Here is a 17,145-nt window from a genome sequence, read left to right on the forward strand (position 1 = left end):
GGGGCGGTGCATTTCATCAAATCTAGCCATGCATGACGTCTTCGATGTCGCTGATGTTCTTGGGCACGTCGGCGGTGTATACCACACAGCCTGAATCGGTGACCAAAACGTTGTCTTCGATGCGAATGCCCATATTACGGAAGGCTTCAGGAATGTCAGCGTCGCCCGGAATGTATAGGCCGGGCTCAACCGTGGTACACATGCCTTCTTTAAGCAAGATGGGTTTGCCGCCGCGGTGGCGCCCGCCGACGTCATGAACGTCTAGGCCCACCCAGTGGCCGAGGCCATGCATATAGAAGCGGCGATAGGTTTGCTGTTCGATATTGCTTGCTACCGAGCCTTGCAATAGCTTTAAGTCGATCAGGCCTTGCACCAGAATATTCAGGGCGGCATCGCTCACCGTTTGCCAGCTGACTTTGGCCTTAATGCTTTTGATGGCGGCCAGCTGGGCGGCTAAAACAATTTCATACACGTCGCGCTGAGCGTCATTAAAACGACCGTTGACAGGGAAGGTGCGGCTGATGTCACCGGCGTAGCTGCCAAACTCGGCGCCGGCGTCGATCATCACCAGTTCGCCATCCTGAAGCTGGGCGTTATTGTTGACGTAATGCAGCACGCAGGCGTTTTTACCTGAGGCCACGATGCTTTCGTAAGCCGGTGAGCGGGCACCGTGCTGGACGAAGGTGTGTAGAAGCTCAGCTTCTAGCTGATATTCGTATAGCCCCGGCTTGGCGGCGCGCATGGCGGCTAAATGGCCCAGTGCGCTGATCTTGGCGGCCTGTTTGAGTTGGGTGAGCTCATGTGTATCTTTGATGAGGCGCATATTGTCGAGGATGACACCGAGGTCCATCAGTGCTTTGGGCGCTCGTACGTTGTGCCAAGCCTGTTCTTTGACGCTTTGCCAAAGATTCATTAAGACTCGGTCTTGCTCCGGGTAGAGGCCCCAAAGTGCGTACAGCGTTGGGCTATTGCTGATGCAGGCATGGGCCACGCTGTCAAAGTCATCGCTGCTGTAAGCATATTCAAAGCCAAAGGCGTCTGCTGCGGCTTCAGGGCCGTAGCGAAAGCCTTCCCAGATTTCTTGCTCGGGATGCTTGTCGCGGCAAAATAAGAGGGCAGTTTGGTCTAGGGCATTCAGAATCAAGCTGGCGCCCGGTTCGTTAAACCCGGTTAAGTAATAAAAATAGCTGTCCTGTCGGTAGGGGTAAAAAGTGTCGTTGCTGCGGCGCTGTTCTGGCGCAGCGTGAACAATGGCAATGCCTTCTGCCATAGCTTGTAATACCCGTTGGCGGCGTTTGAAGTAAACATCATGACTCATCATAAGCCCTCCCGATTTCTCTTTTCAGTTGGTTGACATACAGGCCAATCACCAGTGCCAAAGCGGCACCCATGACGTCGGCCAGCGCATCCCAAGCGTCGGCATTGCGGGTGGTGGTCAACAGCATTTGTAGCATTTCGCTGCTGACGGCCCAGACCGCTGCGCCGAGCAGCAGCGGCTTAAGGGGAATAACCTTAAGCTCTAGGGTGTAGGCTTTGCACAATAGCCAAAACTGCCCAAAAAAGAGGGAGAAATGGGCAAATTTGTCAAAGTGCATAAATGGGGCGACTTCATCGGGGTCGGCTGGACGGAATAAAAAATACAGGCTGCCGACAAACCACAACAGCGCCACCACCATCATTTTATTTTTAGGCATTACTGACCGGCTTCTTCTTCTAACCATTTTTGGCATAGGTGGGCGTAACGTTCGAATTTGCCGCCGCGTTTCATTAAAATGTCGCGCCACTGGGCCACTTCTTCAGGGCTAGGGGCCTCGTCGATGGCGGCTTCGTACAGCAAAAAGTCGATGGCAAACTGCACCGCAGCGGCGTTTTCGTTGTACATTACGTCTAAAAAGTGATTATCTGACATGCCGTTCTTTCTAAGTTAGGTCGGTCTAAACAAGGAGAAAGGCGACCACGCTTGTGGGTCGCCTTCTTTAAATAATGATACAAAAAACAGTTAAATGTTTAGTCCAGATCGAGGACGGCAGAAGTATACACTTCTTGGACGTCGTCTAGGTCTTCTAAAGCATCAATCAGCTTTTGCATTTTCTGGGCGTCGTCCCCAGACAGTTCAATCTCGTTCTGTGGGCGCATGGTGACTTCGCCGTCTTCGGCCTTAAAGCCTGCTGCCTCTAGGGTTTGTTTTACTTGGCTGTGATCGTTTGGCTGGGTGATGACTTCGATCGAGCCGTCGTCGTTGATGATCACGTCTTCGGCGCCGGCTTCGAGCGCCGCATCCATCAGTGCTTCTTCATCGGTTTCTGGGCCAAATAATAAATAGCCTTGGTGCGCAAACTGAAACGCTACTGAGCCATCGGTGCCCAGGTTGCCGCCATTTTTGGTAAACGCATGACGTACGTCGGCAACGGTACGGGTTTTGTTGTCGGTTAAGCAGTCAACCATGACGGCTGCGCCGCCAATGCCGTAGCCTTCATAGCGCAACTCTACGTATTCAACGCCTTCTAGGCTGCCCGTGCCGCGGTCGATGGCGCGCTGGATGTTGTCTTTAGGCATGTTGGCATCAAGGGCTTTATCCATGGCAAGGCGTAGGCGTGGGTTGGATCCAGGGTCACCGCCGCCCATTTTGGCCGCTACGGTGATCTCTTTGATCACGCGAGTGAAAATTTTGCCACGTTTGGCGTCTTGACGTTCTTTTTTGTGGCGGATATTCGCCCACTTACTGTGACCTGCCATGTATTGATTTCCTTAATGCAACCTGTCTAACCCACCATGAGTCAGACAAACAAACAAATAAACAGTGCTATTCTAGCATATTCAAGAAAGCGGATAAAAGGGCGTTGTGCGGCGCGCCTTTATTTTTCTGGCGTGGCCGCCGTAATTGGCTTTAATCGGTATTCTAAATTATGGTTTTTTTGCGCCAATAAAAAATCGATGTTGGGATGGCTGCCAGGGTGTTTTTGCGCGGCTTCTACGTGTTCACCAAATAAGATGAGGCCCATGGCCACGGCGTCTTCATCTAGCTCTTTACCGCCGAGCGACAGGGCGTGATAGATCTTTAGCGAGCCTTGAGTATTCGGGGCGTTCGGAATGTGATGGACGGTGAGGCCCAAGAGGTTGACCACGTCTAAGCCCGACAGATGGTCGATGCTGGGTAGGGTGGCTAAGTGTTGTTTAAATGTGGTCATGTCCATGCCTTAACCCCCTCGGCCTAGCCGAGGGGGTGGATGAGGTCACACGCTTAAGCGTTAGGCTTAGTGGTGTTGTTTGGTGCCAAAAATCTTGTCGCCTGCATCGCCTAGGCCTGGGATGATGTAGCTGTCTTCATCTAGGTGGCTGTCTAGCGCGGCGGTATAAATGGTCACGTCTGGATGCGCTTCGTTGACCACTTTAACGCCTTCAGGTGCGGCTACTAAAACCAAGGCTTTGATGTCTTTGCAGCCTTTACGCTTCAAGATGTCAATGGTGGCCACAATAGAGCCGCCGGTGGCCAGCATGGGATCCAGGATTAATGCGGTGCGTTCCGATAGATTGTCTACAAACTTATCGAAGTACGGTTCTGGCTGCAAGGTTTCTTCATTGCGAGACAGGCCCATGACGCTGACTTTGGCGGTAGGAATCATGTCTAAAACACCGTCCAACATGCCCAAGCCGGCGCGTAGAATCGGCACCAACGACACGGTTTTACCCTTGATGCGGATGCCTTCGATTGGGCCGCACCAGCCTTCCATTTCGAACGTTTCGGTCGGGAAGTCGCGAGAGGCTTCGTAGGCCATTAGGCGCGCCAGCTCTTTGGTTAGGGTTCTGAACTTGTAGGTGCTGCAGTCTTGCTCACGCATCAAGGTCAGTTTGTGTTGGATAAGAGGGTGATTAACAACGGTAATTTTCATGTGTTTGCTTCTTTAGTCGCAGTAGATACAACAGTGCCGCGCAGGCTTGAGCCAAGGTCGCGGCGCTGGGAGAAAGGGGGTTAAGCTAGGGCAGCTTGTAGTTCGCCCGCTTCAAACATTTCCAACATGATGTCAGAGCCGCCAAGGAATTCACCGTTTACATACAGTTGTGGAATGGTTGGCCAGTTTGAGAAGACTTTGATGCCTTCACGGATTTCGTTATTTTCCAATACATTCACGGTGGCGAAGTCATTGCAGCCAGCAGCCTGTAGGATTTGGACGGCACGAGAAGAGAAGCCACATTGTGGAAACTGTTTGGTGCCTTTCATGAATAACACTACTTTATGATCGGTGACGATTTGTTGGATAGAAGCTTGTGCGCTCATGTTGATTCTTTCCTTATATGGGTTAATTTAATGCGATTTTTTTTGTAAGACTGCGGCAAAAAAGCCGTCAGTTTGGTGGGCATATGGGTTTAAGCTTAACGAAGTTCCAGTATTTAGTGGAATTTTAAGCCCCTTCAGTAGCTCAGCGCAATCTAATAATTCAAAATTGGGGTGATTGGCTAGGAATCGTGCTACTTGCTGTTGGTTTTCTTCCGGCAAAATACTACAGGTGGCGTACACCAGGCGGCCGTTTAGTTTCAAGAGGCGTGCGGCGCTTTCTAGAATAGACGCTTGTTGCTCTAAGAGCTGGGCCACGCTGGCTGGGCTTTGGCGGTATTTTAAATCGGGGTTGCGGCGCAAGGTGCCAAGGCCTGAGCAAGGGGCGTCGACCAAAACGGTGTCGACTTTATTCATCAGGCGGCGAATCTTGCTGTCGTTTTCGTGGGCCAATAATTCTGGGTGCACGTTAGACAAGCCCGAACGCGCTAAGCGTGGCTTCATATTGGCCAAGCGTTTCTCGGCAATGTCAAAAGCGTAGACGCGGCCAGTGTTGGCCATCATGGCGCCCATGGCCAGCGTTTTACCACCGGCGCCGGCACAAAAGTCGACGGCCATGTCACCGCGTTTACAGCCCGTCAGCAAAGCCAATAGTTGGCTGCCTTCGTCCTGAACTTCTAAAACGCCCTCGCGAAATAAGGGGTGGCGAGTGAGGACAATTTTTTGCTGGAGGCGAATGCCCCATGGTGAGTAAGGCGTGGCAACGGCATCTAGGCCTTCATCTTGCAGCTGTTTCAAAACCTTGTCGCGTTTGCCTTTGAGGGTGTTGACGCGTAGGTCAAGCGGCGCAGGTGCGCTGAGCGACTTGCCGATGTTTTTGATGTCGTCGTCACTTAGGTGTTCAGACAGGCGCTCAACCAGCCAAGTCGGTAGCTCGGCGGCGGTGTTGAGTTGGGCGGCGAAGGCTGCTTTATGTGCCTTTAGCGCGGATAGGCGTGGCTTTTCTTCATCGGTGATGCAGTCACCTAAAACATTGATGCTCAGGCCGCGACCAATGATTAAAGCCGCCAAGGCAACCCAATGCGGATTTTTGGCGTCGTCGCCTAAAAAGTCGGCGATTTTTTCATAGTGGCGTAATGCCGCAAAAGCGGTTTCGGCAATTTCATGGCGGTCTTGGCGACCAAGCTTATTGTGGTTTTTAAAGTACAACGAGAGAACTGCATCAGCAGGACGTTTAAAGCTGATGAGTTCTTCAATGACATTTTGGGTGTGGCGTAACTGACTGGGTGTCATGGTTTCTTTTCTGTTAAATAATACGGGTAACGACTACTTGTCGCGGGTGCGGCGTATGGCCTGCCAATAATCCACCCCATCTAGGGTGATGCCAATCAGCCGAAGCTGATGGGTTTTTCCACCGTCGGTCAGAATGATCTGTGCGGGGATATTAGCAAAATCGGGGGCAAAAGCAAATTCTATGCCGTCTTCACCGCGGTTAATGCGAAACACTTGGACGTTGATTTTACCCTCATTGGAGTCGTATTGGCGATCTCCTTTGGGGCTAAAGTCGCTGTGTAGATACACTTTTTTACCGTTGGTGACCTGCATGGGCTCGCTCAGCTTACCGCCATTAAGCGCCATTTGCCATGCTAGGGTGAAGAAATCTTGGGCATGATGGGTGAGCGGTTCCACTTGATCAGGCTCAGCGCCTTTACCATAGTGAATTTGCTGCTGGTCGTAATCAAAAATAGCCTGAGCGTAAATTTTGCCTTTGCGCTTGTCGGTGTAGCGCAATGGTTTAAAGTATTTACCTTCAACAAGACCGGTGGATTCGAAAGACATTTTGTAAAAGGGTATGTTAAACGTGGTAGTGAGACTGTAGCGTCCACCGCCGCGTTGGAAGGACATATAGCCAGTCACGCCAGCTGGGCCTTCATAGCGCAGCTGAGCATTGCTGGGAAAGCTGGGTTGAGTGCCGGCCTTAGGCTGAATCACATTGCCATTATTGGCGATGTCTTGTTCCGACAGTTTGGGCCCGGAGCTGGTTTTTTTGGCTTTTTGGGCCGCGGCTTCAGCCTCTGCTAAGGCTTGAGCTTCGGCGGCAGCGTCTGCTTCTGCGGTTGCCGTGTCGTCAGGCTCTGGCGTTGTTTGCTCGGTGCCGGCCGCGTCGTTGCTCGCTGACGATTGGGCGCTGGCGTCGTCATGGCTGTTTTGGTCTGGCTCGGCCGTGGCCGCGTCGTCAGTCTGAGCGGATGGGTCTGTGTTGACGTCAGGCGTTTCAGTTGTGGCTTCGGCAGGCTTGGTCTGAATAGGGGCTTTAGCTTTGTTGCTGATGACGGCGGGTTTGGTCTGAACCGGTGGGGCGCTGACAGGTGGTTTGGGCTCGACTGGCTTTGGCGTGGGCGCCAGTTGGTATTCGTTGAGGGTGATGCGCACGGGTTGCAGTGCTTCTGGCTCGGGCGCCGGCGGGCGCAGCATGGGCGCGGCCACTAAGCCTAGATGAAGCAGTAAGGAACACAGTAAGGCAGTGTAGATAAACTTACTTTTTTTGGGCTGTAGTGGCTGCGGGCGCATGATGGGCTTTTAGAAGCTAATCAGTTGCGCCGTGGCGTCGGCGCCTGCGTCGTCGTTGAGGACGCACTGCTTGCGTTCATCCAGGCGAATGGTGCCTGCGACAAAAGCGGCCACGGCTTTAGGGAAAATCTGGTGTTCAACGGCCAAGATGCGTTGAGCTAAGTCGTCGGCGCTGTCGCCATTCAATACCGGCACCACGCCCTGAGCAATAATCGGGCCGTGGTCTAGCTGGGGAGTGACAAAGTGCACGGTGGCACCGGCCACTTTACAGCCAAGGTCGAGGGCCTTTTGGTGGGTGTGTAGGCCTGGGAACGACGGCAATAGCGACGGATGAATGTTGATCATGCGGCCTTCGTAGCGCAGGCAAAATGGCGTGGTTAAAATGCGCATGAAGCCGGCTAGAACGACAAGGTCTGGGCGATAGAAGTCGATGACTTTAATTAAGGCTTGGTCGAAAGCTTCTCGCGAAGGGAATTCTTTATGGTCAAGGCCATGCGTGGCGATGCCGCGGGCCTTTGCCCAGGCGATGCCTTCGGCTTGCGCGTCGTTGCTGACAATGGCGCAAATTTCGGCGTTGGGGATGTTGGCCTCAACAATGGCTTGCATATTGCTGCCACGACCAGAGATGAGGATGACGATTTTCTTATTCATGTTTCTCCTTGGGGCGAGCATGCTGCGCTCGCTGACAGTACGACGGTGACACAAAAGCAAAGCTAAAAAAAAGCTTAAGGTAAGGATACCCTAAGCTTTTATCCTAAATCAACTTAGGCGATTTGGGTTTGGTGCTCATCGCCCTGACGCTCACGGATGTGGCCCAGTTGGTAAACGGTTTCGCCCGCAGCGCTTAAGATTTCAGTAGCGCGCGCAGCATCTGTTGCCGCTACGATCACGACCATGCCGACGCCACAGTTAAAGGTGCGGTGCATTTCGTCAGTGGCCACTTGGCCTTCTTGCTGTAGCCATTGGAATAGCTTAGGGAAGGTCCAAGATGCTGCATCTAGCTGAGCAACGGTGTTGGCCGGCAAGACGCGCGGTACGTTCTCGGTGATGCCGCCGCCGGTGATGTGGGCCATGCCTTTGATGGTGACTTCTTTAAGTGCTGCCAAAATGGGCTTGACGTAGAGGCGAGTAGGGGCGATCACGGTTTGGCGCAGCGTTTTGTCGCCATCGAAGGGCGCGTCTAGATCAGGCGCGGCGCGGTCGATGATTTTACGCACTAAAGAGTAGCCGTTAGAGTGGGCGCCGTTAGAGGCTAGGCCCAGCACCACGTCACCAGCGCCGATGCTGCGACCGTTGATGACTTTTGATTTTTCCACCACGCCGACGGCAAAGCCTGCTAGGTCGTATTCGCCTTCAGGGTACATGCCTGGCATTTCAGCCGTTTCGCCGCCGATTAAGGCGCAGCCTGATTCTTCACAGCCTTGGGCAATGCCTTTGATGACGTCGGTGGCGCGTGCCACGTCTAATTTACCGCAGGCAAAGTAATCTAAGAAAAATAAAGGTTCGGCACCTTGAACCAAGATGTCGTTTACGCTCATGGCCACAAGGTCAATGCCGACGGTGTCGTGCTTGTCCCAGTCGAAGGCCAGTTTTAATTTAGTGCCCACGCCATCGGTTCCTGAAACCAATACGGGCTCTTGGTATTTCTTACTGATTTCTACCAAGGCACCAAAGCCGCCTAGGTCGCCGAGTACTTCTGGACGCATGGTTTTTTTGGCGAAAGGTTTGATGTTTTCAACCAGTTGATCTCCGGCGTCGATATCAACCCCAGCGTCGCGATAGCTTAACGATTCAGACATGATGCGTTTATTTCCTTTAACTTTAGTGAGTGTTTACTTAGAAAAGCGGCTGTTACTAGATCATGCAGGCAAAATAGCATGAGTTAAAGCGGTTGGTTCACCGGCTAAATCAGGAAGCGGGTGGTGAAATTCAGCCATTTTAAATCTATCTTTGCTAGAATGAAGCTCTATTTTACCTGAAAGTCACTATGTATCGCAGAAGAAATCAAGCTTTAATGCCATGGGTTGTGTTTGGTCTGGTTCTTTTTGTATTTATCTTGTTGATAACTAAGATAAAAGGTATTTTGACGCCGTTTGTGGTGGGCGCCATCTTTGCCTATATTTTAAGCCCTTTTGTGACCAAGTTGACCAAACGACGCATCAAACGAACGCCGGCGGTGCTGCTGGTGCTCTTGATGGCGGTGATTGTGGTGGCTTTATTTGTGGCCATTGTGGTGCCGATGTTGGTGCACCAGTTTGATGCTTTATTTCAACGTTTACCAGGCATGGTGCATTTTATGCAAGACCGTGTGCTGCCTAAAATCAACAGCCAGTTCGGCACCCAGCTGGAGTTGGACAGTAAGGCCATGCTGAGCCTGCTGGAAGACAACAGCGCCCAGATTCGTAATTTTTTAAACAATTATGCGTCGCAAATCATTGCCGGCGGCAGCAACGTCGTGGGCTTGATGACCAATTTGTTTTTGATGCCGTTTGTGCTGTATTACCTATTGTTAGACTGGCCTAATTTGCTGGCGCGTTTGGGCAAGCTGATTCCGCGGCGTTTCATTGGCGACGTCAAGCGCATTACGCATAACCTACACGTGGTGTTGCGCGAATTCATCAGCGGCCAGCTGCTGGTCATGCTCATCATGGGCTTGATTTACGGCATTGGCCTATGGTTGACGGGGCTGGAGTCTGGCTTTGCGATTGGCATGGTAGCGGGGATGTTGGTGTTCGTGCCCTACGTTGGCGCTTTTCTTGGCCTGCTGTTGGCGACCATGGCGGCGGTATTACAGTTTGACGCCTTTACCAGCATTTTGCTGGTGTGGGCGGTGTTTGCCATCGGCCAGACCATCGAAAGCTTCTTGGTGACGCCGTATTTGGTTGGGGACCGCATTGGTTTGTCGCCGCTGGCGGTGATTTTTGCCTTAATGGCGTTTGGGGAGCTGATGGGCTTTGTCGGCATGTTGCTGGCGCTGCCTATGGCGGCGATTACCGTGGTGTTGGCGCGTGAAGGCTTAGAGCGCTATGAAAAAAGCCGCTTTTACCAGCGTAAGCAGCAGCCTTTATCTTCAGCCTTGCCCAGAGAAGACGACAAAACCATTTAAGCAAACGTCAAAGCAGGGTAAAATGCCCTTAAACCAATAGATGAAGTGATGTAGAGACGCTGTGAGCCAGTTAATATTAGAATTTGACAGTCAGACCACCACCCCAAAATATCCAGATTTCAATGATTTTTTGGGCGACTCTAACCGTGAGCTGATTCATATTTTACAACATCAACAAGAACGTTTTATTTACGTTTGGGGCGCCACTGGCGTGGGTAAGAGCCACTTACTGAAAGCATGGGTGGCCCAAGCCCTAGAGCAGGGCGAGGCCGCGGCTTATGTGGATGCCTCTAAAGAACCCTTAGGTGATCATCTGCGCGAAAATCGCTTTTTGGCGGTGGACGCGGTTGAGGCTCTAAGCGGCCACGAACAGGTGACGCTGTTTTCTATTTTTAATCAGTTTCGCGATTTAAGCGGCGGCCATTTGCTGATCAGTGGCGATGTGGCGCCGGCGTTCTTAAACATTCGCGAAGATTTGCGCACGCGCATGGGCTATTGCTTGGTGTATGAGGTCAAAGCCCTAACCGATCTGGAAAAAATTAATTCTTTACGTGAAATGGCCAAGGCGCGGCAGCTGGTGATTGGCGATGAATTGTTTCGCTATTTACTCACCCATTGGCGCCGAGACATGGACAGCCTGATGCAAATCGTGGAGGCGTTAGACCATTACTCGATGGCCTTGCATAAGCCGATTACTTTGCCATTATTAAAAAAACTATTAAATCAGGAGCATACGGAGACATGAACTTAGCCATATTTGATTTAGACCACACGTTGATTTTAGCCGACTCAGACGTTGAGTGGCCGCGCTTTTTGGTCAATAAGGGCTTGGTCGACCAGGCGTTTTACGACAAGCGCAGCGATTATTTTTATGAGCAATATAAAGCGGGCACCATGGACATTGATGAGTTCTTGGCGTTTCAGTTAGCGCCTTTGACTCAGTTTAGCCCCGCCGAGTTGACCGAATTGCATCGGGAATTCATGGCCGATTATATTATGCCCGTCATCCCCCAAGGTGCGCGTGACTTAGTACAGTCGCATTTTGATGCCGGCGATGAGGTCTTGGTGATCACGGCCACGAACCGCTTTATTACGGCGCCGATTGTGGCTGAATTTGGCATTCAACACCTGTTGGCCGTAGAGCTTGAGCAAACGGCGGACGGGCGTTACACCGGCCAATACGTAGGCACGCCCAGCTTTAAAGAAGGCAAGATCACGCGCCTACATGAGTGGCTAGGCGAGCGCGAACAGGCATTGGCGGACTTTAAAACGGTTTATTTTTACAGCGACTCGCAAAACGACCTGCCGTTACTGAACCTGGTGAATCACCCCGTAGCCGTCAATCCTGACCCTGTTTTAACAGAACAAGCCACCGCCAGCGGTTGGCCTATTCTTCATTTTGCCCCAGCTAACCTAAGCTAGGCCTTAAGCCTTGTTGGGCAATCACACATAAAGAAAGAAGGAATCATGTATCGCACCCTGTTAAATGGCAAGATTCACCGTGCCGTGGTCACAGAAGCCAACTTAAACTACGTCGGCAGCATCACCGTCGATCAAGACTTGTTAGATGCGGCGGGTATTTTGGTGAACGAAAAAGTGGCCATTGTGAATAACAATAATGGTGCTCGCCTAGAAACGTATACGATTGCGGGCCAGCGTGGCAGTGGCGTGGTGTGTTTAAACGGCGCCGCCGCCCGTTTGGTGCAGCCAGGTGACGTGATCATCATTATCGCGTACGCGACTTTTTCAGACGAAGAACTGAAAAATCATAAGCCGCGCGTGGTGGTGATGGGTGAGGGCAACAAAATTAAAGAGATCATTCACGAAGAAATTCCGCAAACGGTTTTGTAAGGAATGTCTAAAGTGTCACAATCAGCTTGCCTTAGGGCAAGCTTTTTTTATATGCTGGAGGATCAATCACAAAATGTATGTTTTTTTAAAGGAATGGATCAGAAATGAAAGCCGCAAAAAGATTTTTTAAGCGCGCCAGCAGCGTATTGGCGCGTTTGGATGCCTGGCTACCGCCAGAGAAGCAAGACATCGATTGGACGGCCTTAGCCTTCCGTTGGCAACAGGTCGGCCGCTCTGGTTATTTGCAAAGCTTACCCCAGCCTCACACCTTCCCGTTGAGTCGCCTGGCTGCGGTGGATTTGCAAATGACCAAGCTAGTGCGTAACACCAAACAGTTCTTGGCCGGTAAGCCCGCCAATAATGTGCTGCTCACCGGTGCTCGTGGCACGGGTAAATCCTCTTTGGTGAAAGGCTTACTGCACGAATACGCGGCAGAAGGCCTACGCCTGATTGAAGTGGATAAATCCGACCTGGTGACGCTGCCTGAGCTATTGGAGATTCTGGCTGAGCGGCCAGAGCATTTTATTGTGTTCTGCGACGATCTGTCGTTTGATGCTGGTGATGACCGCTACAAGGCGCTGAAAACGGCATTGGATGGCGGTCTGTCGGTGCGTAGCGCCAATGTGCTGGTGTACGCCACCTCAAACCGTCGCCACCTCATGCCCGAGTATTTTGCCGACAATCAGGCCACTCAAGGCGCCTCTGGCGAAGTGCATGAAAAAGAAGCGGTGGAAGAAAAAGTATCTTTATCTGATCGCTTTGGTCTGTGGCTGAGCTTTTACCCCTTTGATCAAGAGGCTTATTTGCAAGCAGTCGCCAACTGGTTGGGTGATGCTGACGTGGTTTACGACGACGTGGCCCGTGATGCTGCCTTAGACTGGTCGCGTTCGCGCGGTGGCCGTTCTGGCCGTGTGGCGTGGCAGTTTGTGTGTGATTGGGTGGGACGTGAGCCGCACGAACGCGTGGCAGAAAAAGGCGTGTAGGCAGGCTGATCGCCTTTGCTGAGCTTTAGGCCATTAATAGGCCCCTAGACTGTGCGATGAGGCAGTGTAGGGGCTTTTTACGGGTTAATGAATATAAAAAAGCCCAACGCCGATTAAGGGGTTGGGCTTTGGCGTGCAAGGGGCTTACGCTGGGGTAAAGCCACCGATGCTGTCGGCGCCGTCGCCGAAGAAGTATTGTTCCATTTGTTGGGCAATGTATTGGCGAGCACGGGCGTCGGCTAGGCTCAAGCGGTTTTCATTGATCAACATGGTTTGGTAGTTAATCCAGCCTTCCCAAGCCTCTTTCGAAACGTTTTCAAAAATACGTTTGCCTAAGTCATTGGGTAGGGGCGGGAACGCCATGCCTTCGGCTTCTTTGCCTAATTTAATGCAGTTAACCATACGTGTCATGTTGTGTCCTTCATGGTTGGTTGTGTGATGGGCCGTCTGTTTGCCTGGGGCAAAGCGACGGCATCGTTATGGCTCTATTGTAATGGATATTGGCGCTGCTGGGTATGCCTAAGGCGGTGGCAGGGCTAATAGCTGTTTAAATCCTTAATCAAAACCTTAGAGTGGCGCGCCTCATCATATTGGGCGCGTTTGGCGGCCGGCAGATTGGCGTGGTTGGTGGGCTTAAAACCACGCTCGGTAAACCAATGGCTGGTTTGGGTGGTCAGTGCAAACAGCTGATCGTATCCGGCGATGCGGGCGCGGTATTCGATGTGGCTGAGCAGCAGTTCACCATAGCCAGCGGCCCGTTTTTCAGGCGCAACGGCGAGGCAGCCGAGCTCGGCCATGTTTTCCTCCGGATAGGGATAGAGGGCGACGCAGCCATAGGTTTGATGGTCGTGCACCAGAATCGAATATTCATTGATGTGGTGTTCTAGCTCTTCGCGGCTGCGCTTGATCAGCACGCCGCGTTCTTCTAACGGTCGAATCAGATTAATGATGTCGGCGATGTCGTCAATATTGGCCTCGCGAACGGTGATGAAGGAATCGCGAGCCAGGCTGGTGCCGGTGCCGTTACGGGTAAACAGCTCTTGCAGCATGGCGCCGTCTTCAAGGCTAGAAAGTAAGTGGGCGCGATTCACGCCTTCGGAGACGGCCTGAATTGCCTGTGGCAAGACCCGCTGCACGTCTTCGGCCTGTGGCGTACGCTCCAGCAGGTTTTTGGCTTCTTGGGCGGTGAGGGTGCTGATGCGCTGGCCGTCAGCCGTGGCCGCGCCTTGGCCTTCAACCAAATAAATGAGCTTTTCTGCGCCTAGCTTAATCGCCAATTGGCTGGCCACTTCTTCCATATTAAGGCTAAACAGCTCGCCGCTGAGGGAATAGCCGATGGGGCTGACCAAGACCAGATTTTCATCGTGGAGACGCTGTTTGATGCCGTCGGTGTCAATCTTGCGGATGCTGCCAGTGTGCTGCATGTCGATGCCATCGAGTACGCCCAGCGGTTTGGCGGTGATGAAGTTGCCGGACGACACACGTAAGCGTGCCCCTTGCATGGGTGAATTAGGCAGGCCCATGGACAGTGCGGCTTCGATCTCAAAGCGGATCAGCCCTGCGGCTTGTTTGATGTAGGCTAGGGCATCAGGCGTGGTGACGCGATGACGGCCGTGCTCAAGCGGTGGATTGGTTTTGGCCTCATGCTTCATCAGCGCTCGGGTATAGGTGCGTAGGCCATGCACCAAGACCACGCGAATGCCCAAGCTGCTGAGCAGGTTGATGTCCTGCACGATTTCTAAGAAGCGCCCAGAGTACACGGTACGGCTACTGATCGCCAGCACAAAGGTGCGGTGGCGATACAGGTGAATATAGGGTGCGGCTTCCCGAAAGGATTGGACAAAAGCCGAAGTAGGCTTGACGGGCGTGTCTGGGGTCATGGCATCAATATCTGTGGTTAGGCGAAAGAATAAAGGCTCATCATGCCATAAATAAAAGCCCAGCAACAGCCTATTGGGCGTGGATTGGGCATAAAAAAACACCTCCGGTGAGGGAGGCGTTGGTTGCTGTTTTGCGGCCTAGCGTTTGGTGCCGGATAAGCAGGTCCAGCCTTCTAAAAAGACGGGTGGGTGCATATTGAACCAAGTTTGGTAAATGCCCATCAATTCATCGGCTTGCTCGGCCAAGATGCCTGACAGCACGATGGTGCCGCCGGTATTGGTGCGGCTGGCGAGCATTTCACCCAGCATGCGCAATGGATTGGCCAAAATATTGGCCACCACGACGTCAAACGTGCCTTCAGGGGCGGCGTCTGGCAGGGTGAAGACCGCGGTGGTGATGTTGTTTTGATCAGCGTTGTCACGGCTGGCGCGTACGGCTTGGGTGTCGATGTCGATGCCCAAGGCTGACGCGGCGCCCAGCTTAACCGCTGCAATCGCCAAAATGCCGGAGCCACAGCCATAGTCCAGCACGCTTTCGCCGCCGCTGATGTGGTTGTCTAACCACTCTAGGCATAGGCGCGTGGTGGGGTGGCTGCCGGTGCCAAAGGCCAGACCTGGATCTAGCTTGAGGTTAATGGCGTTGGCGTCCGGTGCTTCATGCCAAGTGGGGGTGATCCACAGGCGTTTGGAAATCTGAATGGGGTCAAACTGAGCTTGAGTGAGGCGCACCCAGTCTTGATCCGGCAAGGTTTCCAGCTTAAAGGCCGGCACCGGTTGATTCACCGCCGCAGCCGCCGCGCCAATGATGGCGGCGACGTCAGCATCTTCGTCAAAGAGGGAGATGATGATGCTCTCGTCCCACATTTGTTCTAGCGGTTCACCCGGTTCACCAAAAATCGGCTGCTCTTTGTCGGTGCCGGCAAAGGCGTCTTGGATGGCGGTGCTGAGCGCACCGTGATCCATGAGCGCGTCTGACAATACTTCGGCAAACACCGAGGCGGTTTCAATGGAGGCTTGTAGGTAGGCCATTATTTAGACTCTTTGGCTTTGGCTTTTTTCTCGGCCAGTAGTTTTTCTAAATAATGAATGCTGGTGCCGCCTTTAACAAAACCTTCGTCTTGGAACAGTTCGCGATGCAAATCACCGTTGGTTTTAATGCCGGTAATGGCCATTTCCGAGAGGGCCACGCGCATGCGCGCCATGGCTTCTTCACGGGTGTCGCCGTAGCTGATTAGCTTGGCAATCATGCTGTCGTAGTTAGGCGGAATGGTATAGCCTTGGTAAATGTGCGAATCAACGCGAATGCCGGGGCCGCCAGCTTGATGGTAGCTTTCGATACGGCCAGGGCTAGGGATGAAGGTGAATGGATCTTCCGCGTTAATGCGGCACTCAAAGGAGTGGCCTTTGAATTGGATGTCTTCTTGTTTCACGCTCAGCGGGAAGCCCGCAGCAATGCGAATTTGTTCTTGTACGATGTCGATGCCAGTGATCATTTCGGTCACTGGGTGCTCTACTTGAACGCGGGTGTTCATCTCAATAAAGAAGAATTCACCGTTTTCGTATAAGAATTCGAAGGTGCCCGCACCGCGGTAATTAATGCGGCGACAGGCGTCGGCGCACAGTTCACCAATGCGCTGACGTTCTTCGGCGGTAATGCCGGGTGCCGGTGCTTCTTCAATGACTTTTTGGTGACGGCGCTGCATGGAGCAGTCGCGCTCACCTAGATAGACTGCGTTGCCGTGTTGGTCGGCCAATACTTGAATTTCAATATGGCGCGGCAGCTGTAGGTAGCGTTCCATATACACGGTGGGGTTGCCAAAGGCCGCAGCGGCTTCGGTTTTGGTCATTTCTACCGAGCTGATTAAGTCTTCGGCTTTTTCAACCACGCGCATGCCGCGACCGCCACCGCCGCCAGAGGCTTTGATGATCACTGGATAGCCCACTTTTTTGGCAATCTCAATGACTTCGATGGGGTTGTCCGGTAAGGCACCTTCAGAGCCAGGAACGCACGGTACGCCAGCGGCGAGCATGGCGTCTTTGGCCGATACTTTATCGCCCATTTGGCGAATGGTGTCGCCGCGCGGGCCGATGAAGGCAAAGCCTGATTGCTCAACGCAGTCAGCAAAGTCAGCATTTTCGGCCAAGAAGCCGTAGCCTGGGTGAATGGCGTCGGCGCCAGACACTTCGGCCGCTGAAATAATGGCGGGGATGTTTAAATAGCTGCGAGCAGAAGCAGCAGGGCCAATACACACGGACTCGTCAGCTAGCTTGACGTATTTGGCTTCGCGGTCTACTTCTGAGTGTACGGCCACCGTTTTGATGCCCATGGTGCGACAAGCACGTTGAATGCGCAGGGCAATTTCGCCACGGTTGGCGATGAGGACTTTTTCAAACATAGCGGGCTCTTTATACAAGGGCAGGTGCGCTGGGCGGTTAAGGCCAAGGCGCACCTGCTGATTTAATCGGATCGAACGGATGCGG

The 17,145-nt window shown here is 52.7% G+C and carries 20 protein-coding genes; 5 read left to right on the plus strand and 15 right to left on the minus strand.

Translation table 11 applies throughout. The features are described 5' to 3' along the window. Nucleotides 1-22 precede the first annotated feature (22 nt). The 11 genes from AB8Q18_05510 to purM all read right to left on the minus strand — a co-directional run bounded on the left by AB8Q18_05510 (nt 23) and on the right by purM (nt 8,643). A complete protein-coding gene (locus AB8Q18_05510) occupies nt 23-1,321 on the minus strand; it encodes an aminopeptidase P N-terminal domain-containing protein (protein XDZ52513.1) in 1,299 nt (432 codons plus the stop codon). Continuing rightward, complete coding sequence (locus AB8Q18_05515) at nt 1,308-1,694, minus strand: VanZ family protein (GenBank protein XDZ52514.1); 387 nt, start codon at nt 1,692-1,694, stop codon at nt 1,308-1,310. The genes AB8Q18_05510 and AB8Q18_05515 overlap by 14 nt, the downstream gene beginning before the upstream one ends. Then, nucleotides 1,694-1,909, minus strand: coding sequence for a dioxygenase (locus tag AB8Q18_05520; protein XDZ52515.1), 216 nt, complete (start codon nt 1,907-1,909; stop codon nt 1,694-1,696). Before AB8Q18_05520 ends, AB8Q18_05515 begins: the two co-directional genes overlap by 1 nt. 98 nt (nt 1,910-2,007) lie before the next feature. Then, nucleotides 2,008-2,736: a YebC/PmpR family DNA-binding transcriptional regulator gene (locus tag AB8Q18_05525; protein ID XDZ52516.1), complete on the minus strand. Its 729-nt coding sequence runs from the start codon at nt 2,734-2,736 to the stop codon at nt 2,008-2,010. Nucleotides 2,737-2,855: 119 nt separating this feature from the next. Further along, nucleotides 2,856-3,188 carry a DUF2322 family protein gene (locus AB8Q18_05530; protein ID XDZ52517.1) on the minus strand — a complete coding sequence of 111 codons (333 nt, stop codon included), beginning with the start codon at nt 3,186-3,188 and terminating at the stop codon, nt 2,856-2,858. Between the two features lie 66 nt (nt 3,189-3,254). Then, complete coding sequence (upp, locus tag AB8Q18_05535) at nt 3,255-3,890, minus strand: uracil phosphoribosyltransferase (GenBank protein ID XDZ52518.1); 636 nt, start codon at nt 3,888-3,890, stop codon at nt 3,255-3,257. An 80-nt stretch (nt 3,891-3,970) separates the two neighbouring features. Beyond that, nucleotides 3,971-4,276: a Grx4 family monothiol glutaredoxin gene (grxD, locus tag AB8Q18_05540; protein XDZ52519.1), complete on the minus strand. Its 306-nt coding sequence runs from the start codon at nt 4,274-4,276 to the stop codon at nt 3,971-3,973. Nucleotides 4,277-4,303: 27 nt separating this feature from the next. After that, on the minus strand, nt 4,304-5,566 hold the full coding sequence (locus AB8Q18_05545; GenBank protein XDZ52520.1) for an RsmB/NOP family class I SAM-dependent RNA methyltransferase: 1,263 nt from the start codon (nt 5,564-5,566) through the stop codon (nt 4,304-4,306). Nucleotides 5,567-5,599: 33 nt separating this feature from the next. Next, complete coding sequence (locus AB8Q18_05550) at nt 5,600-6,844, minus strand: hypothetical protein (GenBank protein ID XDZ52521.1); 1,245 nt, start codon at nt 6,842-6,844, stop codon at nt 5,600-5,602. Nucleotides 6,845-6,853: 9 nt separating this feature from the next. Further along, nucleotides 6,854-7,495: a phosphoribosylglycinamide formyltransferase gene (purN, locus tag AB8Q18_05555; protein XDZ52522.1), complete on the minus strand. Its 642-nt coding sequence runs from the start codon at nt 7,493-7,495 to the stop codon at nt 6,854-6,856. A gap of 113 nt (nt 7,496-7,608) precedes the next feature. Next, on the minus strand, nt 7,609-8,643 hold the full coding sequence (gene purM, locus AB8Q18_05560) for a phosphoribosylformylglycinamidine cyclo-ligase (GenBank protein ID XDZ52523.1): 1,035 nt from the start codon (nt 8,641-8,643) through the stop codon (nt 7,609-7,611). Between the two features lie 188 nt (nt 8,644-8,831). On the opposite strand from purM, the gene AB8Q18_05565 reads away from it, so the two are divergent. The 5 genes from AB8Q18_05565 (at nt 8,832) to AB8Q18_05585 (ending at nt 12,784) form a co-directional block, all read left to right on the plus strand. After that, entirely contained in the window at nt 8,832-9,950 is a 1,119-nt protein-coding gene (locus AB8Q18_05565; GenBank protein ID XDZ52524.1) for an AI-2E family transporter, read from the plus strand. Nucleotides 9,951-10,011: 61 nt separating this feature from the next. Beyond that, complete coding sequence (gene hda, locus AB8Q18_05570; GenBank protein XDZ52525.1) at nt 10,012-10,695, plus strand: DnaA regulatory inactivator Hda; 684 nt, start codon at nt 10,012-10,014, stop codon at nt 10,693-10,695. Further along, the gene (locus tag AB8Q18_05575; protein ID XDZ52526.1) at nt 10,692-11,372 is read left to right on the plus strand and encodes an HAD family hydrolase; all 681 of its coding nucleotides are present in this window, start codon (nt 10,692-10,694) and stop codon (nt 11,370-11,372) included. Before hda ends, AB8Q18_05575 begins: the two co-directional genes overlap by 4 nt. 45 nt (nt 11,373-11,417) lie before the next feature. Beyond that, nucleotides 11,418-11,801: an aspartate 1-decarboxylase gene (panD, locus tag AB8Q18_05580; protein ID XDZ52527.1), complete on the plus strand. Its 384-nt coding sequence runs from the start codon at nt 11,418-11,420 to the stop codon at nt 11,799-11,801. Nucleotides 11,802-11,905: 104 nt separating this feature from the next. After that, nucleotides 11,906-12,784 carry an ATP-binding protein gene (locus AB8Q18_05585; protein ID XDZ52528.1) on the plus strand — a complete coding sequence of 293 codons (879 nt, stop codon included), beginning with the start codon at nt 11,906-11,908 and terminating at the stop codon, nt 12,782-12,784. Between the two features lie 144 nt (nt 12,785-12,928). Here the strand turns inward: AB8Q18_05585 and AB8Q18_05590 are convergent, their stop codons facing one another. From AB8Q18_05590 to accC, 4 genes are all read right to left on the minus strand, one after another. Further along, nucleotides 12,929-13,195, minus strand: a complete 267-nt coding sequence (locus AB8Q18_05590; GenBank protein ID XDZ52529.1) for an oxidative damage protection protein — start codon at nt 13,193-13,195, stop codon at nt 12,929-12,931. Nucleotides 13,196-13,320: 125 nt separating this feature from the next. Further along, nucleotides 13,321-14,664, minus strand: coding sequence for an amino-acid N-acetyltransferase (gene argA / locus AB8Q18_05595; protein XDZ52530.1), 1,344 nt, complete (start codon nt 14,662-14,664; stop codon nt 13,321-13,323). Nucleotides 14,665-14,802: 138 nt separating this feature from the next. After that, nucleotides 14,803-15,693, minus strand: a complete 891-nt coding sequence (gene prmA / locus AB8Q18_05600; protein ID XDZ52531.1) for a 50S ribosomal protein L11 methyltransferase — start codon at nt 15,691-15,693, stop codon at nt 14,803-14,805. Next, nucleotides 15,693-17,060 (minus strand): acetyl-CoA carboxylase biotin carboxylase subunit, encoded by a 1,368-nt coding sequence (gene accC / locus AB8Q18_05605; protein ID XDZ52532.1) that lies wholly within the window; start codon nt 17,058-17,060, stop codon nt 15,693-15,695. Before accC ends, prmA begins: the two co-directional genes overlap by 1 nt. Between the last annotated feature and the right edge of the window lie 85 nt (nt 17,061-17,145).

This window comes from Neisseriaceae bacterium CLB008 (assembly GCA_041228285.1).
GTDB lineage: Bacteria > Pseudomonadota > Gammaproteobacteria > Burkholderiales > Neisseriaceae > JAGNPU01.

Excerpts from the sequence above, each read along its gene's own strand:
- AB8Q18_05510 (XDZ52513.1), bottom strand. The coding sequence starts at position 1,321 with ATGATGAGTCATGATGTTTACTTCAAACGCCGCCAACGGGTATTACAA.
- AB8Q18_05515 (XDZ52514.1), bottom strand. The coding sequence starts at position 1,694 with ATGCCTAAAAATAAAATGATGGTGGTGGCGCTGTTGTGGTTTGTCGGC.
- AB8Q18_05520 (XDZ52515.1), bottom strand. The coding sequence starts at position 1,909 with ATGTCAGATAATCACTTTTTAGACGTAATGTACAACGAAAACGCCGCT.
- AB8Q18_05525 (XDZ52516.1), bottom strand. The coding sequence starts at position 2,736 with ATGGCAGGTCACAGTAAGTGGGCGAATATCCGCCACAAAAAAGAACGT.
- AB8Q18_05530 (XDZ52517.1), bottom strand. The coding sequence starts at position 3,188 with ATGACCACATTTAAACAACACTTAGCCACCCTACCCAGCATCGACCAT.
- upp (XDZ52518.1), bottom strand. The coding sequence starts at position 3,890 with ATGAAAATTACCGTTGTTAATCACCCTCTTATCCAACACAAACTGACC.
- grxD (XDZ52519.1), bottom strand. The coding sequence starts at position 4,276 with ATGAGCGCACAAGCTTCTATCCAACAAATCGTCACCGATCATAAAGTA.
- AB8Q18_05545 (XDZ52520.1), bottom strand. The coding sequence starts at position 5,566 with ATGACACCCAGTCAGTTACGCCACACCCAAAATGTCATTGAAGAACTC.
- AB8Q18_05550 (XDZ52521.1), bottom strand. The coding sequence starts at position 6,844 with ATGCGCCCGCAGCCACTACAGCCCAAAAAAAGTAAGTTTATCTACACT.
- purN (XDZ52522.1), bottom strand. The coding sequence starts at position 7,495 with ATGAATAAGAAAATCGTCATCCTCATCTCTGGTCGTGGCAGCAATATG.
- purM (XDZ52523.1), bottom strand. The coding sequence starts at position 8,643 with ATGTCTGAATCGTTAAGCTATCGCGACGCTGGGGTTGATATCGACGCC.
- AB8Q18_05565 (XDZ52524.1), top strand. The coding sequence starts at position 8,832 with ATGTATCGCAGAAGAAATCAAGCTTTAATGCCATGGGTTGTGTTTGGT.
- AB8Q18_05575 (XDZ52526.1), top strand. The coding sequence starts at position 10,692 with ATGAACTTAGCCATATTTGATTTAGACCACACGTTGATTTTAGCCGAC.
- panD (XDZ52527.1), top strand. The coding sequence starts at position 11,418 with ATGTATCGCACCCTGTTAAATGGCAAGATTCACCGTGCCGTGGTCACA.
- AB8Q18_05585 (XDZ52528.1), top strand. The coding sequence starts at position 11,906 with ATGAAAGCCGCAAAAAGATTTTTTAAGCGCGCCAGCAGCGTATTGGCG.
- AB8Q18_05590 (XDZ52529.1), bottom strand. The coding sequence starts at position 13,195 with ATGACACGTATGGTTAACTGCATTAAATTAGGCAAAGAAGCCGAAGGC.
- argA (XDZ52530.1), bottom strand. The coding sequence starts at position 14,664 with ATGACCCCAGACACGCCCGTCAAGCCTACTTCGGCTTTTGTCCAATCC.
- prmA (XDZ52531.1), bottom strand. The coding sequence starts at position 15,693 with ATGGCCTACCTACAAGCCTCCATTGAAACCGCCTCGGTGTTTGCCGAA.
- accC (XDZ52532.1), bottom strand. The coding sequence starts at position 17,060 with ATGTTTGAAAAAGTCCTCATCGCCAACCGTGGCGAAATTGCCCTGCGC.